The sequence below is a fragment of the Actinomadura sp. NPDC048394 genome, from assembly GCF_040651755.1.
GTDB lineage: Bacteria > Actinomycetota > Actinomycetes > Streptosporangiales > Streptosporangiaceae > Spirillospora > Spirillospora montaniterrae.
In genome coordinates this window covers 45,480-59,983 of record NZ_JBEZJL010000038.1, presented here as the reverse complement: position 1 = coordinate 59,983, position 14,504 = coordinate 45,480, and the positions used below count along the sequence as shown (strand labels likewise).

Here is a 14,504-nt window from a genome sequence, read left to right as displayed (position 1 = left end):
GTCAGCGGCCTCCCTTCGCGCCCGTGCCCGGACCGCACAGGCCGAGGATCAGCGCGCACGGATCGCTCGGCAGGTACGCCTCGGACGCCAGGTAGTGCTTGCCGCCCGGTCCCGGTGTCGTGGCCAGTTCCTGGTAGAGCGGGAGCAGGCGGTTGCCGGTGCGGACCGCGTCCCCGAGCAGGCCGAGCTGGGAGTAGATGACCGCGGCGGCGCGCTCGCCGCTGCGGAACGCCTCGCCGAGCTGCCCGCCGCGCTTGTCGAAGCCGTGGGCGACCAGCGCCGACAGGGCGGAGAGCCGGTCGGCGAAGTCGCCGAGCCGTCCCTTGCGGCCGCTCGCCGCGGCGGTGATGAGCGCGTTGGCGTCCGCGCTGATCCCTGTGATCTCGTCACCCGATCCGGACAGAGCGCCGCTCAGCGCCGCGCCGTCGGAGATGAACCGGCGGGCGTCCTCGCGGTGCTTGTAGGCGACGTTCAGCAGGACGCCGGTCTGGTCGATCGTGGCGGCGAGCTTCGCCCCCTGCCCGTCCAGCCCCTGCGCGGTGGTGTGGACGATCGTGTAGACGTCCTCGGGTGCGATCGCGCCGAGCTGCCGGTCGGCGTCGGCGAGCAGGTCCGACAGGTCCTGCGGATCGGAGGTGCGCGCGATCCTCGCGCCCGAGGCGAGATAGGGGCCGGCGCCCTCGTGCGCGCCCGGGACCAGGTCCACGAACTTCGGGCCGAACGCGGAGGCCGGCTCGATCGACGCGGTGACCGTGTCCGGGACGCGCGTCCCGGAGCGGAGCCGCAGCGTCAGCCGCGCCTTGCCGTCCTCGCCCAGCCGCACCCGCTGCACCGAGCCGACCTGGACGCCGCGGACCTTCACCGGCGCGCCCTTGCCGAGCGCCTGCCCGGCGCGGCCGAACTCGGCGGTCAGCACCGTCCCGCCGCCCTGGAACGGCTTGGCGACCAGCACCCACAGCAGCAGCGCGACCGCGGCCAGCGTGAGCGCCGTGATCAGCAGCCGCCGGGGCAGGGAGAGCTCCTCGTTGATCATCCGCTCAGCCTCACCGTCGCGCCGTTGCCCCAGAACACGTACGACAGCAGCAGGTTCAGGGTCACGATCGTCACGATCGACAGCCGGATCGCCCGGCCCGCCGCGCGCCCGACCCCGGCCGGCCCGCCGGTGGCGTAGTAGCCGTAGAAGCAGTGGATGGTGATGACGGCGAACGCGAACACCGCCACCTTGACGGAGCTGTAGACCAGGTCGATCGTCGGCAGGTACAGCCGGAAGTAGTAGTCGTAGACGCCGGGCGCCAGGTCGAAGAACTCCGTGCTGATCAGCCGGGTCGCGAAGAAGCTCGCGAACAGCGCGATCAGGTACAGCGGGACGAGCGCGATCAACGCGGCCACGACCCGCGTGCACACCAGGTAGGCGAACGACCCGATGCCCATGACCTCCAGCGCGTCGATCTCCTCGGAGATCCGCATCGCGCCGAGCTCGGCGGTGAACGCCGACCCGCACTGCGCGGCGAGCGCCGTCGCCGCGATCACCGGGGTGATCTCGCGGACGTTGGCGAACGACCCGACCAGCCCCATGAACGACTGCGCGCCGATCGACTCCAGCCCGGTGTAGCCCTGCAGGCCCACCTCGGTGCCGACGAAGAACGCCATCGTGAAGATCACGAAGATCATGCCGCCGCCGACCACGGTCGCGCCCGCGCCGACGACCACGTCGCTGACGTGCCGGGCGACCGTCCGCGCGTACTTGCGGTGCCAGACCAGGTCGCGGGCCGAGTACAGCAGCACCCGGTAGACGAACACGGGCCACTGCGCGAGGTCGTCGGTCCGCGCCGCGAGCCGTCCCGCCGCGCGCACGCCGCTCCGGCCGGCCCGTCCGGCCGGGACCGAGCCCGCCATCAGATCTTGGGCGGGAACGCGACGAAGTACACCGTCGTGATCACGTAGTTGAGGGCGAACACCAGCATGAAGGCGACCACGATCGCCCGGTTCACGGCGCGGCCGACGCCGACCGGGCTCTGCGCGCAGTTCATCCCCATGTAGCAGGCCACGACCGCGGCGACCAGCCCGAACAGCCACGCCTTCAGCAGCGTCACGGCCAGGTCGGACACCTGCAGCAGCGACACCGCGCCGTCGAAGTAGGCGCCCGGCGTGACGTCCTGCAGCAGGACGTTGAACACGAAGCCGCCGGCGGCGCCGGAGACGATGACGAGCGAGGCCAGCAGCGTCGAGACGAGGCTGGACGCCCACAGCCGCGGCGTGACGAGCCGGTGCACCGGGTTGACCGCCATGGTCTCCATGGCCGCGAGCTCGTCGCGGATCCGGCGGGCGCCCATGTCGGCGGTCATCGCCGAGCCGCCCGCGCCCGCGATGATCAGCGCGGCGGCGATCGGCGCGACCTCGCGCACCAGCCCCACGACGACCGCTCCCCCGGTCGCGGACTGCGCGCCGAGCTGGGCGGCCAGCTGCCCCACCTGCAGCGCCACGGTCGCGCCGAGGGGCAGCGACACCAGGATCACCGGGAGGCTCGTCACCCGCGCGAGGAACCACGCCTGCTCGGCGAACTCCCAGAACCAGCGGCGCACGTCCCAGGTGCGCCGCAGCCCCTCCAGCGCGATGACGAACAGCTCACCGACCTCGCTGAGCAGCCCGTGGACACGGCCGGGCAGGTAGGCGACGGCCACGCCGATCACCTCCTCGGTCGTCGTCGGGCACGGACACCCTAGAGCACTAATTGGCGCTACGCCAATAGTAACTATCAGAGTGTCAATAGAGTGCCCGGCACGGGGGCACGGCCCGCCGATCTCCACGCATCACGGCCAGATCGTCAGTAACTATTGGCGGGACGCCAATAACGGTCTAGTGTTCCGGGTGGCTCACTGGAAACCGGAGTGTGTCCCTTGCCGCGGCGGGCGCCCGAACCGCGCTTCGTGCGCCGCCGCGGCGGGCCGCCGGCTTCCCGCGTGCTTCAGGCGGGCCGCGACGATGCGTCACCCCGCGTATCAGGAAGGTGCTCTGGCCCCCGAGGAGGAGCGAAGGCATGGACAAACCCAGCAGGCGCAGCGTGCTGATGGCCGGCGGAACGCTCGGCGCGCTCGGCGCGCTGACCGTCGCGACGCCCGCGCGAGCGAACTCACTGTGGACGTGGTCGCCCGAAGGCTCGGTCGTCGGCCGCGGCGAGGGCGCCGACCCCAAGTGGGTGTGGGACGAGGAGGCCGACTCGCTGGTCGCCGCCCTGCTCGAACGCGGCGACGTGCCCAAGGTGAACGAGCTGCTGAAGACCTGGACCAAGAACAGCCAGGCGCTGCCGGCGGGCCTGCCCGCCGACCTGCGCGACTTCGTGGAACGTGCCCGGCAGCTGCCCGCGTGGACCGACCAGGCCAAGCTCGCGAAGGCGTTCGAGTTCAACCAGAAGCGCGGGCTGTACCTCGGCGTCACCTACGGCTTCGCCAGCGGGATGATGAGCACGGCCATCCCGCACGAGGCGCGCGCGGTCTACTACTCCAAGGGCGGCGCGGACATGCGCGACCGCATCACCAAGACCGCCAAGCTCGGCTACGACATCGGCACCGAGCAGGCGTTCCAGCCCGACGGCGAGATGATCGTGACCTGCGTCAAGACGCGGCTGGCCCACGCGGGCGTGCGCAACCTGCTGCCGAAGTCCGCGTACTGGACCAAGGTCGCCGACGAGAAGATCCCGATCAGCCAGGCCGACATGATGGTCACCTGGCACAGCCTGCCGACGACGGTCATGAAGCAGTTCGCCAAGTGGAAGGTGGCGGTCCCCGACGACGAGTCCGCGGCGTTCCTGCACTCCTGGCAGCTCGCGGCGCACATGCTCGGCATCAAGGACGAGTACATCCCGAAGTCGTGGGACGAGGCGAACGCGCAGGCCGCCCAGGTCCTCGACCCGATCCTGGCGCCCACCCCCGAGGGCATCAAGCTCGCCGACATCCTGCTGAACCTCGCCGCCTTCATCGACGGCGGGATCCTCACCAAGCACATCCTCGGCGCGCTCACCCGCTACGTGCTCGGCGACGAGATCGCGACCTGGCTGAAGATCCCGAAGGAGCCGGTCTGGGACCCGGTCTTCGAGAACCTCTGGCCGCCGTTCGTCGCCGTCCGCGAGGGCATCCTCGACATCACGAAGGCGCCCAAGGAGCTGCGGGAGTTCTACTGGGTGTTCGACGAGATCATCCGGCAGGGCGTCCTGCTCGTCCTGTCCGGCGCCAACTACCCGATCAGCATCCAGATCCCGACGACCAACAACCCCAACTACTGACCTGGGCTCCTCCGGCCACGCCCCCGGCGCGGCGTGGCCGGAGGCCGGCGCCCGTGTGCGAGCAGGCGCGTCAGCCCCGGTCGCGGCCGGTCAGCTTGTCGAGCATCCGGTCGGCCACCCCGACCACCGGGCCGGTCGCCTTCAGGAGCCCGGGCCTCGGCGGGGTGTTGGAATGCGGACGCGTCGGCGCGAGCTTCTTGGCCGCTTCGAGCCTGCGGCCGAGCTCGGCCGCCTCCTCCGCGGTGACGACCCCGCGCAGCCGCGGCCACACCCGCTCCTCCTCGAAGGCGATGTGCTCGCGCGCGCCCGCGATGAAGTCCGACAGCAGGCCCTCGAACCTGGCCTGCAGGGGGTGCACGGCGATCAGGTCGTCCAGTTCCTGCTTGGCGGACTGCTCCTGCGCGACGGCATGGTCGGCCAGCTCGTCCCCCTCCGGGACGCGTTCGCGGACGAGGGGCCAGAAGTACTCCTCCTCGACCGCCTCGTGCTTGGACTCCTCGGTGATGAGCCGCTGCAGGAGCGCGCGGCGCAGCGCCAGCGCGTCCTCGTCCGCGCCGGTCGCCGCGGTGGGCCCGGCCTCCAGATCGTCCAGCATCCGCTTGACCTCGGTGTGGTCGCGTGCCAGCACCTCGAACGCGTCTGCCATCGGTCCTCCTCTGCCGGCGGACGGCTCGGCCCTGCGGTCAGCCGTTGTCGCGGGCCTTGCGGATCATGTCCCGGACGCGGTCGGCCACCGCCGCCACGGGGCCGGCGAGCAGGTTCTTCGACGCCGTCTCCACGCCGGGGTGCGGATGGGTCGGCGCGGTCCGCTCGGCGGCGCGGACGGCCGCGGCGAACCCCTTGAGCTGGGTCGGGCTGAACTGGCCGCGGAGCCGGTCGAACTCGTAGCGCTCCTCGGCGCGGGCGTGGGTGAGCACGTCCATGCGGAGCCTGTCGAGCGACTTGAGGAACCGGGGATCGCCGGTGTCCATGCCCTCCAGCTCCGCCAGCAGCTCCTTGGCCTCGCGCTCCTCGGCCAGCCGGTCGTCGACGATCCCGTCGCCGCCCGGCAGCCGCCGCGCGACCGGGTGGACGATCTCCTCCTCGGCCGTCTCGTGCACCGCCAGCAGCCGCACCAGCTCGGCGAAGGCGTCCTCGCGGGACCGCCCGTCCGGATGCATCACCTCGTCGAACAGGTCGCGGATCCGGGCGTGCTGGGCGCGCAGCAGGTCCACGACGTCCTCGGTGGTCTCCGTGTTCTCGGGTGTGGTCTGCATGAACCCTTCCCTCGGGTGGATGGGCGCCGCCGAAACCAGGCGTCGCGCGATGCGGCGTGCTGTACCCGAGGGCGGGCCGGTTAAGCCATGCCGCCGTCCGCCCGCGCAAAGGTCTAGCAATCGAGCCCCGGCCGTGCGTGCAGAACGGGCCTTCCCGGGTAGGCGCAGCAGGCATCGTCCCGATCCGCTCCCACAGGAAGGGTGAGCCCGGTGGCCTTCAACCCGCTCGAACACCGCGGGATCCCGCTGGAGGACCAGCTGCGCAACTGGGCGCAGCTCGACGTCGCTCCGGTCGACCCCGACGAGTCCGATCCCTACACCAAGTGCCGCATCATCACGATGAACGGCATCGAGGTGGAGGCGATCATGTTCAGCCACCACTTCGCCCGGGTCTGCCCGGACCTGGAGGTCAAGCAGCAGCTCGCCCGCGTCCGCTACATCGAGGCGCAGCAGCAGAAGGTCGTCAACTGGCTGCTGCCCGGCCAGGCGTCGATCCTGGAGACGACGATCAGCTACGAGCAGGTCGCGGTCGACCTGACCGGCTGGGTCGCCCGGATGGAGCCCGACCCCTACCTCAAGCAGGCCTACGAGTTCGGCCTGCTGGAGGACTTCGACCACCTGTACCGGTACGCCAACCTGTACGAGATCATCGAGCACCGCAAGGCCGAGAAGATCGTCGACCGGCTCACCGAGGTGATGCCGGGGCGGCCCGGGTACCTGCAGCACCGCGACCCGATGGACAACGTCCGCGAACCCTACGACAAGGCCGCGGCCGCGCCGCTGTCGAAGCTGCACGCCCTGACGATCATGTCGGCGGAGCAGCAGACGATGAACTTCTACATGAACGTCGGCCCCATGTACATGGAGCCGATCGCCCGCCAGCTCTACCAGGAGATCGGGCTGGTGGAGGAGGAGCACGTCACCCACTACGAGTCGCTGGTCGATCCGGGCGAGTCCTGGTGGGAGCGGCTGGTGAACCACGAGTACAACGAGTGCTACCTGTACTACTCGTTCATGCAGACCGAGACCGACCCGCGCGTCAAGGGCATCTGGGAGCTGCACCTGAACATGGAGCTGGAGCACCTGCGGATCGCCTGCGACCTGATGCGCCGGCACGACGGCCGCGACCCCGAGAGCGTCCTGGCGCCCGCACTGCCCGAACCGGTCACCTTCGAGCCCAACAAGCAGCTCGTCCGGCAGCTGCTCGGCACCCAGATCGACTGGACCACCCTCGGCACCGGCTACGTCCAGGACATGCACGAGCGGTTCGAGAGGATGCAGGACAAGATCAACGCCGAGCGGCCCCCGCAGGAACGCGTCATCGACGAGCACCGCGACAAGTTCGGCGACGAGTACCGCGTGGTCACCGACGGCCCCCACCCCGTCCAGCGCCTGCAAGACAAGCCGCGGTCCTAGCGGGGCGCCCGCCCATGTTTGGCGGCGAGGTGGGGGGTAGCCGGGAGGGATGAGGCTGATGAGGCCGCCAGGGGTGTACGCGCCCCAAGGCGACACCTTCCTGCTGGCGGAGGTCCTGCGCAAGGCTCCGCTGCTGAAGGGCGCCCGCGTGCTGGACGTGTGCACCGGCACCGGCGCGCTCGCGCTCGCCGCGGCACGGGCCGGGGCGGGCCGGGTCACGGCGGTGGACCTGTCCGCGCGGGCCGTGCTGGCCGCCCGGGCCAACGCCCGGCTGAACCGGCTGCCGGTCAGGGTCCTGCGGGGCGACCTGTTCGGCCCGGTGGCCGGCCAGGCGTTCGACGTGATCGTGACGAACCCCCCGTACGTGCCGAGCGGGTCCGCGCCGCCGGGCCGCGCCGCCCGCTGGTGGAACGGCGGCCCGGACGGCCGGGCGCTGCTCGACCGGATCTGCGAGCGGGCGCCCGGCCGGCTCCGCCGCGGCGGCACGCTGCTGATCGTGCAGTCGGCGGTCTCCGGCGTCCAGGCGACGCTGGACGCCCTGAGGGCCCAGGGGATGTCGGCGTCGGTCGCGGCGCGCCGCACGCAGCCGTACGGCCCGGTGCTGCGGGCCCGGGCCGCCGACCTGGAGGCCGCCGGACTCGCCGAGCCCGGCGACACGTCCGAGGAACTGGTGGTGGTCCGTGCCGACCGGAACTGACCGTCCCGCCCCCCGCCGGGTCCGGCTGGACGCGGACGGGCCCGTGCTGGTGGAGGGCCCCGTCGAGATCGAACTGCCGGACGGCACGACCGTGTCGTCCGACCGGTTCATGGTCGCGCTGTGCGTGTGCCGCCGGAGCCGGCGCTACCCGTTCTGCGACACCAGCCATCGCCGCAAGCCCCGCCGCAAGCCCGCCGCCGGCTAGCCCGTTCCGGTCGGGAGCGCCTGGCGGAGCGAGGTGCGGCCCTCCCGCCACGACGCCAGCAGATGCTCACCGAACCGGTCTTCCAGGAGCCCGGTGGCGCGGACGCCGAACACCACGTCGCGCGCCAGAGCGGGCTCCCGGGCCAGCAGGTCGCCGAGGACGTCGTGCCGGAGCACCTGCTCGTGCACGGCGTCGGCCTCGATGTGCTCGGTGTGGAAGCGCACGCAGCGCGGGCTCGCGCCGAGGCGCTCCAGCGCGGCGGCCATCCGGCGCGCCGCGGGCGCCGTGGTGATCTCGGCGGCGGCGAAGTGCCCGGCCATCGCGCCGCGCAGCGAGCGGTGCAGGCCGAACAGCGACATCATGTTGACGATCGCGAGCATCCGCCCCGGAACCAGGTCCAGGTACCGGCCGTAGGACGGATCCAGGCCGAGATCCTCCATGAGGTCGGCGAACAGCCGGGCGTGCATGGCCTCGCCGCGGCCGCCGCCGAACTCGTCGAACTCCACGGCGACCAGCGCGGCCTTCGCCTGCCCGCGCAGGCGGGGGATCAGCCAGGCGTGGGGGTCGGCTTCCTTGAGGTGGTAGGCGGAGCGGTGGACGGCGTGCTCGCGCATGTGCCACCACTCCCCCTCGTCGCGCAGGTAGTGGGAAACGCCGTACGCGTCGGCCGGCTCGGCGAGCACCTCGGCGAGGACGCCGTCCACATCGTCGCCGGGCCCGGTCTCCGCGCGGAGGGCCGCCAGGAAGCGGCGCTCCAGCCCGCCGCGGAACGCGAGGAGCCCCGGCGCCCACTCCCAGCCGTCGTCCACACCGCCGAAACCGCGGTAGTGCAGCTCGTAGCAGACGTACAGGGCCAGGTGCAGATCGTCACCGAACGGATCGGCGTCCTCCCGGGAGGACGCGGCGGCCTCCAGCATCGGTGCCGGGTCCGCGGGCCCCAGGCGGGCGAGCGCGGCCAGCACCGCGTCCGACAGCGGCCCGCGCGGGGCGGGCAGCGGCGGCCGCTCGCCGGCCCGGGGCGGGCTCGTCGCGGCGGTCGTCATGTCCCCTCCCTCGTCGATCAGCGGGCCGTCTCGGGCGATGGACCTGCGGTACCCGCTCCGATCCCGTCCATTCGGCCGCCGCCGTGGGCTGCGTCACCGTTCGCGGTGGAGGGGTCCGGAGACGGAGGATTCGGAGACGTCCGCTGGGCGAGCGCCTCGACGACCGCGCGCATGCCTCCGGCCGCGGCCCGGCGCTGGTGGTCGGCGCCCGTTCCCGCGCGCAGGACGCGTCCGAGCAGCTCGCGCGTCCGGCCGAGGTCGCCGGTCTCCTCCAGCGCGGGCGCCACGTGGTCGAGCAGCGCGGCGGCCAGCCGTGCCACCGGGACGCGCCGCTCCTCGACCGGATGGACGCCCTCGCCCGCCAGGCCGTAGCGCGCCGCCGCCCAGACGGCGGCGGCCCCGACCTGATCGTCCGGCGCGCGCGACGCGGGCCGTCCCGCCGCCAGGTCCGCCAGCGCGGTCCGCACCAGCCCGCGGGTGAGAGCGGCCTGCAGGACGGCCTCGTCGGCGGTCGGCACGGCGTCGGCGGCGCGGACCTCCACCGTCGGCAGGTGCGGTGAGGGTCGGGCCAGCCAGAACGACATGGCGGGGTCCACGACCACTCCGCATTCGGCGAGCCGGGCCGTCTCCCGGTCGTGGGCCGCGGCGGACGGGAACCAGGGCGGCAGCCCGGCGCCGGGGAAGCGGGCCTGCTGGACCATCCGCCAGCTCGCGTAGCCCGTGTCGGATCCCCGGTCGTAGGGGGAGTTCGCCGACACCGCGAGAAGGGTCGGGAGCCACGGGCGCAGATGGTTCACGACGGCGACCGCCGTGTCCCGGTCCGGGACGCCGACGTGCACGTGGCAGCCGGACACCTCGTAGTCGCGCACCACGCCCGCGTACAGGTCGCGGATCCGGGCGAACCGCTCCCCCTCGGACGTCGGCGGCACGGGGCCGGGCAGGGGCGGTGTCCCCGAGGAGATCAGCAGTGCGCCCTCGTGCCGGGCGGACGCGGCGAGTTCGCCGCGAGCCTCAGCGAGCCGGTGCTCCAGTGTCGCCAGGTCCGTGCACACCGCGGACGCCGCCTCCACCTGCGTGCCGAGGAGTTCGGCGTGGAACTGCGCTCCCGAGCGCGGGGGAAGGTTTCGCGTGCGCGCGAGGACGGCGCCGGCCCTTGCCGTGGTCTCCCCGGTCGCGGCGTCGGCCAGCAGGAACTCCTCCTCCACGCCGACCGTCAGCCCCGGCTCCTGCCCGATCGCGGTCGATCCCATGGCGGGGCCCTTCCCGGTTCCGGCCCGAGCGGCGCGCCCCGCTCGAATGCGCGTCAGTGGTCGAGCCCGTACAGGACCGCGGCCGTGACCGCGCCGTAGGCGGCGTGCGGCACCAGGTCGCTGATCCAGGACGACACCGGCCAAGTACGCGGATCGGTGACGCCCAGCGCGGTCATCGGGCCGCTGCTGCCGACCATGGCCCCGGCGGTGGCCAGCACGGCGGTGACGGCGCGCCCCGGCCGCCAGCCGGCGCCGGAGACGATCCCCAGCAGCACCCCGGTGCCGACGCCGGCCGCGAGCCCGGTCAGCGGGCCGAGGCCGGAGATGCGGTTGTCGTGCTGCTCGCCCTCGCCGGGCACCGGGATGCCCGTCTTGTCGGACAGCGCGCGCACCGTCTCCTCGGGGGTGTCGCTTCCCGGCCGCCCGCGCACGGCCATGTCCAGATAGGTGACGCCGTTGAGCGCGGTCGTGCCCGCCGCACCGGCGGCGGCGCCCCGCAGCGCTCCTCGCAGCAAGCCGGCCATCCCGCGCCCTTTCTGATCGTCCGTTTCGTCCTCTCGTGCTGCGCTCCCCGCCCCCGCACCCGGCAAACATCCCGCCCTGTGGCGCGCATCGGGTCCCCTCGCGCGCACCAGGCGTGGGAGCCTGGTCCTCGCCCTCCTGGTCCGGTCCCCCGCAACGAGCTGGAAGCCGAGCGTGAAAACGACCTCCTCCGTGGCGCTGGGCGCCGCGCTGTTCGTCCTCGCCGCGTGCGGCTCCGAGAACCATCCGCACGCGTGCGCTCTGGTCTTCTCGCCGACGGGCATCAGCGTCGACGTCGCCGCCCCGGACGCCTCCCGTATCGCGTCCGCGTCGCTGCGCGTGTGCTGGGACGGAACGTGCAGGACGAAAGAACTCGGCTTCCGCCCATCATCGACGACCGTCCCGCTGGGGTGTGATGGCGACGGGCCGGACTCCGTCTGCAGGGCGTCCGCCTCACCCGACGGCGGTCAGCACGGATTCGCCGCCATCACTGATCTGCCCGAATCACCCGTCCAGGTCACGCTCACCCTGCGCGACCGCCACCGCCGCGCGTTCGTCGACCAGGAACTCCTCGTCACGCCGAAGGCCACCCGTGCGGACGGCCCGGGGTGCGGCCCGCAGGGCGTCCAAGCCGCGCTGACCGTGACCGACGGTCGGCTGGCCGCTCGCTGACCGGGCCCCCGCCGGCGGGCCCGCTGTCAGCGGCGGGTCGCCGCGGTGACGAACATCGGGAGCGCGAGGAACAGCCTGCCTCGGCGGCCCCGTTCACGCTGCTCGGAGAGCCACGCCTCGGCCTGCGCGCCGCTGATCGCCCCCGACGAGCGCGCCCCCTCGGCGAGGTCGGCCAGGACGGGCAGCATCGTCGCGTCGGTGAAGACCCCGGTGCGGACCTCGACGGTGACGTCGGTGAAGCCCGCGTCGAGGAGGAGTTCGCGGCTGCGTCGGACGACGCGCGGGGCGCGGACCAGGTCGGCGCGGGCGTGCACGATGGCGCGGGTCAGCGCGGCGTCGGCGGCGTCGATGACGAAGGTGTCCCAGTCCTGCCCGATCAGCACGATGCGGCCGCCGGAGGCGAGCACGCGCCGCGCCTCGCCGATCGCGCGGGCGGGGTCGTCGAGGACGTGGTACACCTTCTCGGCCCGGTAGCCGCGCAGCTCGCCGTCGGCGAAGGGCAGCGCGTAGGCGTTCGCCACGCGGAAGTCCGCGGCGGGCCACCGCTCGCCGGCCGCAGCGACCATCCGCTCGTCGACGTCGACGCCGACCGCCCGCGCGCCCCGCTCGGTCATCTCCGCGACGGCGCGGCCGGGGCCGCAGCCGACGTCGACCACCGCGGCGCCCGACGCGACGCCGAGCAACTCGTAGGAACGCGCGCGCAGCTCGCTCGCACCGGACATGGTGTCCCCGATGTCGAGCAGGGCGATGAGGGCGTCGGTCTGGTCGGCGGTACGGCCGGTCGTCTGTCGCTCGTCCATGCCCAGGGATCCTGCGACTTCAAGCGCACTTGAAGTCAAGCCGTTCATCCCATCGGGCGGTCGGGGGCGGTGTCAGCGCCCTGCCCCGGCTCGCTTCCCGGTGAGGGCCTCGAGTTCGGCGACGGCCCGGTCGGTGGCGGTCTCGGCGGCGATCTCGGCGGCCAGGTCCTGTGCTCGGCGCCGGTAGGACGGGTCGTGCAGGACGCGGTCGACGGCGCGCGCGATGGTGCGCGGCGAGGCGTCCTTGCGGACGGTGACCCCGGCGCCGTCGAGTTCGACGTGCCGGGCCACCTCGGTCTGGTCGCGCCCGAGCGGCATGCAGACCAGGGGGACACCGGCGGCCAGGGACTTCACGGCGGTCCCGTGCCCGGCGTGGGTGACGGTCACCGCGGCGTGGCGCAGCGCTAGGCGGTGCGGCGCGGACGCGGTGACCAGGACGTTCCCGGGCGCGGGGACCGTCGCCGGGTCCACGGCGGGGCCGGTCGTCAGCAGCCCGCGCACCGGGAGCGTGCCGAGAGCCTCGGCGATGCTCTCCAGCCGGGCGCGCTGGTCCATGAACGACGAGCTCAGGCCGACCAGCACCAGCGGCGCGTCCCCCTCGGGGAGGTCCAGGGCGCCGGCCCAGGCCGGGTCGTCGAGCCGCGGCCCGACGTGCCGGACGTGCGCGGGGAAGCGGCGGCCGGGATGGTCGAGTGCGCGCGGGGACAGGACGAGCACCCGGTCGACGCGCTCGAAGGCGTCGATCACCGAGTCCACCGGCGGAAGGCCGTTGGCGGTGCGCGCCGCGTTGAGGGCCGGCAGGCCCTTCGCCCACAGCTTGACGGCCAGCCGGGCCAGGACTCGGTCACGCAGGCGCCCCGCCGGGCCCCTCGCCGGGGCGAGGCCGGGCCCGGGCGGCGGCGCCCCCGGGGTGGGGAACGGGTAGATGGTCGTCGCCAGCGAGGCCACGGGGATGCCGGCGGCCTCGCCGGCGAGGAGCGCGCCGAGCAGCATGTGCTCGGCGACCAGCACGCCGGCCGGGCGGGCTTCCAGTTCGGCGAGGGTGTCCCGGGCGTAGTCGGCGGCGGGGCCGCAGACGATGCGGTCCCTCAGCCGCGCGAGCGCGCCGAGCGGTGTGCGGGCCTCGAAGTCCTTGATGACGTCCTTGGCCGGGTCGGAGGGGTCGCCCTGGGGCGCCGTCGTCCAGGCGACCGGTTCCGCGCCGGCCGCGGCGACCTCCTCGTGCAGCGACCTGTCGGCCAGCACGCGGACGCCGTGCCCGCGCTCGCGCAACGCGCGGGCCACCGACAGGACGGGCGGCACGGCTCCGCCGCCGGCCCAGGTGGCGAACAGGAAGTCAGCCGGCATCGTGTCCCCTCCTGGGGTCGATCGAGGTCACCAGGTCGCGCATGGCGCGTTCGGCGTCGCCGCGCGAGAGGCCGAGGTCGCGCCGCCACAGTTTCCACAGGTAGACGTCGGTGGCGGCGTAGTACAGGTTCAGCGCGTGCTCGCGCTCGGGGCCGGCGGCGGGGAGGCGGTCGGCGAAGACCCGCTCCAGCCAGGCGCGATGCTGGACGCGCGCGTGGGCGGCCGCGCGGGCGATCGCCGGGACGCGGTCCATCTGCGCGGTCCAGAGGACGTTGGCGTCGCCGTGCCGCTCGTAGTCGGCGAACAGCGCGCCCACGATCGCCGCCACGTCGCCGACCGGCGCCTGCCGCGTGATCTCCGTTTGGGACGCCGCCAGGTCGGCGACGGCGTCGGCGAGGCCGTCCTTGCCGCCGAAGTGGTTGACGATCGTCTGCACCGACACGCCGGCCTCGTCGGCGACGTCCTGCAGCGTGACGTCGTCGAACCATCGCCGCATCCACAGCGAACCCGCGGCCTGCATCACCCGGGCCCGCGTCGCCTCCACGGCCGCCGCGCGGGCGCCCATCCGGTACGGGCGCCGCCCCTCACTTTCCATGGAGCGATGATCACATTCAATTGTGTCATCGGTCAACCGAAAGCACGGTTACGACGGGGCGCCGTCCTGCGCCTCGGCGGCGCCCAGGCGCAGGATCGGCTCGAGCAGTCCCGGGAAGCGGTCGCCCAGATCGCCGGCGCGCGGCCGGACCCGCCGGTTCCGGCCGTCGACGGCCATGCTGATCAGCCCGGCCTCGCGCAGGATCCGCCAGTGGTTGGACAGCGTCGACAGCGGCACGTCCAGGCCGTCGGCGAGCGCGGAGCAGGTCGAATCGGGCCGCGCCCAGGCGCGCCGCACCAGCTCCAGGCGCACGGGATCACCGAGGGCGTGCAGGACGGGCGCGAGCGCCAGGGACTCGCGCGCGGGCTCGGGCAGCGGTCGCATGCCCCGACGATACCCCGACGCTTCGATGTTCCGGGATC

The 14,504-nt window shown here is 73.4% G+C and carries 17 protein-coding genes; 5 read left to right on the top strand and 12 right to left on the bottom strand.

Annotation, left to right across the window (positions count from 1 at the left end):
* Window position 1: 1 nt before the first annotated feature.
* Genes AB0C78_RS27055 through AB0C78_RS27045 form a run of 3 tightly spaced genes read right to left on the bottom strand, consistent with a single transcriptional unit; the run spans window position 2 to window position 2,681 of the window.
* Entirely contained in the window at window positions 2–1,033 is a 1,032-nt protein-coding gene (locus tag AB0C78_RS27055; protein ID WP_360752875.1) for an MlaD family protein, read from the bottom strand.
* A complete protein-coding gene (locus tag AB0C78_RS27050) occupies window positions 1,030–1,896 on the bottom strand; it encodes an ABC transporter permease (protein WP_360752872.1) in 867 nt (288 codons plus the stop codon). The genes AB0C78_RS27055 and AB0C78_RS27050 overlap by 4 nt, the downstream gene beginning before the upstream one ends.
* A complete protein-coding gene (locus AB0C78_RS27045; protein WP_151538725.1) occupies window positions 1,896–2,681 on the bottom strand; it encodes an ABC transporter permease in 786 nt (261 codons plus the stop codon). The genes AB0C78_RS27050 and AB0C78_RS27045 overlap by 1 nt, the downstream gene beginning before the upstream one ends.
* Before the next feature lie 356 nt (window positions 2,682–3,037).
* On the opposite strand from AB0C78_RS27045, the gene AB0C78_RS27040 reads away from it, so the two are divergent.
* Window positions 3,038–4,279, top strand: coding sequence for an oxygenase MpaB family protein (locus AB0C78_RS27040; protein WP_360752869.1), 1,242 nt, complete (start codon window positions 3,038–3,040; stop codon window positions 4,277–4,279).
* A gap of 70 nt (window positions 4,280–4,349) precedes the next feature.
* Here AB0C78_RS27040 and AB0C78_RS27035 read toward each other — a convergent pair whose 3' ends face one another.
* Together AB0C78_RS27035 and AB0C78_RS27030 are read right to left on the bottom strand one after the other, a co-directional pair.
* Window positions 4,350–4,925 carry a hemerythrin domain-containing protein gene (locus tag AB0C78_RS27035; protein ID WP_360752866.1) on the bottom strand — a complete coding sequence of 192 codons (576 nt, stop codon included), beginning with the start codon at window positions 4,923–4,925 and terminating at the stop codon, window positions 4,350–4,352.
* Window positions 4,926–4,962: 37 nt separating this feature from the next.
* The gene (locus tag AB0C78_RS27030) at window positions 4,963–5,535 is read right to left on the bottom strand and encodes a hemerythrin domain-containing protein (RefSeq protein ID WP_360752864.1); all 573 of its coding nucleotides are present in this window, start codon (window positions 5,533–5,535) and stop codon (window positions 4,963–4,965) included.
* A 210-nt stretch (window positions 5,536–5,745) separates the two neighbouring features.
* Here AB0C78_RS27030 and AB0C78_RS27025 point away from each other — a divergent pair, with 210 nt between their 5' ends.
* From AB0C78_RS27025 to AB0C78_RS27015, 3 genes are read left to right on the top strand one after another with little or no spacing between them, the layout of a single operon-like run.
* On the top strand, window positions 5,746–6,951 hold the full coding sequence (locus AB0C78_RS27025; RefSeq protein ID WP_360752861.1) for a hypothetical protein: 1,206 nt from the start codon (window positions 5,746–5,748) through the stop codon (window positions 6,949–6,951).
* A gap of 58 nt (window positions 6,952–7,009) precedes the next feature.
* A complete protein-coding gene (locus AB0C78_RS27020) occupies window positions 7,010–7,648 on the top strand; it encodes a HemK2/MTQ2 family protein methyltransferase (protein ID WP_360752858.1) in 639 nt (212 codons plus the stop codon).
* Window positions 7,632–7,853: a CDGSH iron-sulfur domain-containing protein gene (locus AB0C78_RS27015; protein WP_360752855.1), complete on the top strand. Its 222-nt coding sequence runs from the start codon at window positions 7,632–7,634 to the stop codon at window positions 7,851–7,853. The genes AB0C78_RS27020 and AB0C78_RS27015 overlap by 17 nt, the downstream gene beginning before the upstream one ends.
* Here the strand turns inward: AB0C78_RS27015 and AB0C78_RS27010 are convergent.
* From AB0C78_RS27010 to AB0C78_RS27000, 3 genes are read right to left on the bottom strand one after another with little or no spacing between them, the layout of a single operon-like run.
* A complete protein-coding gene (locus AB0C78_RS27010) occupies window positions 7,850–8,896 on the bottom strand; it encodes an iron-containing redox enzyme family protein (RefSeq protein WP_360752852.1) in 1,047 nt (348 codons plus the stop codon). The two genes, AB0C78_RS27015 and AB0C78_RS27010, sit on opposite strands and share 4 nt — an antisense overlap.
* A 17-nt stretch (window positions 8,897–8,913) precedes the next feature.
* A complete protein-coding gene (locus tag AB0C78_RS27005; protein ID WP_360752849.1) occupies window positions 8,914–10,146 on the bottom strand; it encodes a glutamate--cysteine ligase in 1,233 nt (410 codons plus the stop codon).
* Between the two features lie 53 nt (window positions 10,147–10,199).
* Window positions 10,200–10,670, bottom strand: a complete 471-nt coding sequence (locus AB0C78_RS27000; RefSeq protein ID WP_360752847.1) for a hypothetical protein — start codon at window positions 10,668–10,670, stop codon at window positions 10,200–10,202.
* A 172-nt stretch (window positions 10,671–10,842) separates the two neighbouring features.
* Here AB0C78_RS27000 and AB0C78_RS26995 point away from each other — a divergent pair, with 172 nt between their 5' ends.
* Window positions 10,843–11,340 carry a hypothetical protein gene (locus AB0C78_RS26995; protein ID WP_360752845.1) on the top strand — a complete coding sequence of 166 codons (498 nt, stop codon included), beginning with the start codon at window positions 10,843–10,845 and terminating at the stop codon, window positions 11,338–11,340.
* A 26-nt stretch (window positions 11,341–11,366) separates the two neighbouring features.
* Here AB0C78_RS26995 and AB0C78_RS26990 read toward each other — a convergent pair whose 3' ends face one another.
* From AB0C78_RS26990 to AB0C78_RS26975, 4 genes are all read right to left on the bottom strand, one after another.
* Entirely contained in the window at window positions 11,367–12,140 is a 774-nt protein-coding gene (locus AB0C78_RS26990; RefSeq protein ID WP_360752842.1) for a methyltransferase domain-containing protein, read from the bottom strand.
* Window positions 12,141–12,212: 72 nt separating this feature from the next.
* Window positions 12,213–13,487 carry a glycosyltransferase gene (locus AB0C78_RS26985; RefSeq protein WP_360752839.1) on the bottom strand — a complete coding sequence of 425 codons (1,275 nt, stop codon included), beginning with the start codon at window positions 13,485–13,487 and terminating at the stop codon, window positions 12,213–12,215.
* Window positions 13,477–14,082, bottom strand: coding sequence for a TetR/AcrR family transcriptional regulator (locus tag AB0C78_RS26980; RefSeq protein WP_360752837.1), 606 nt, complete (start codon window positions 14,080–14,082; stop codon window positions 13,477–13,479). Before AB0C78_RS26980 ends, AB0C78_RS26985 begins: the two co-directional genes overlap by 11 nt.
* Before the next feature lie 48 nt (window positions 14,083–14,130).
* Complete coding sequence (locus AB0C78_RS26975; protein WP_360752834.1) at window positions 14,131–14,466, bottom strand: helix-turn-helix domain-containing protein; 336 nt, start codon at window positions 14,464–14,466, stop codon at window positions 14,131–14,133.
* Window positions 14,467–14,504 lie beyond the last annotated feature (38 nt).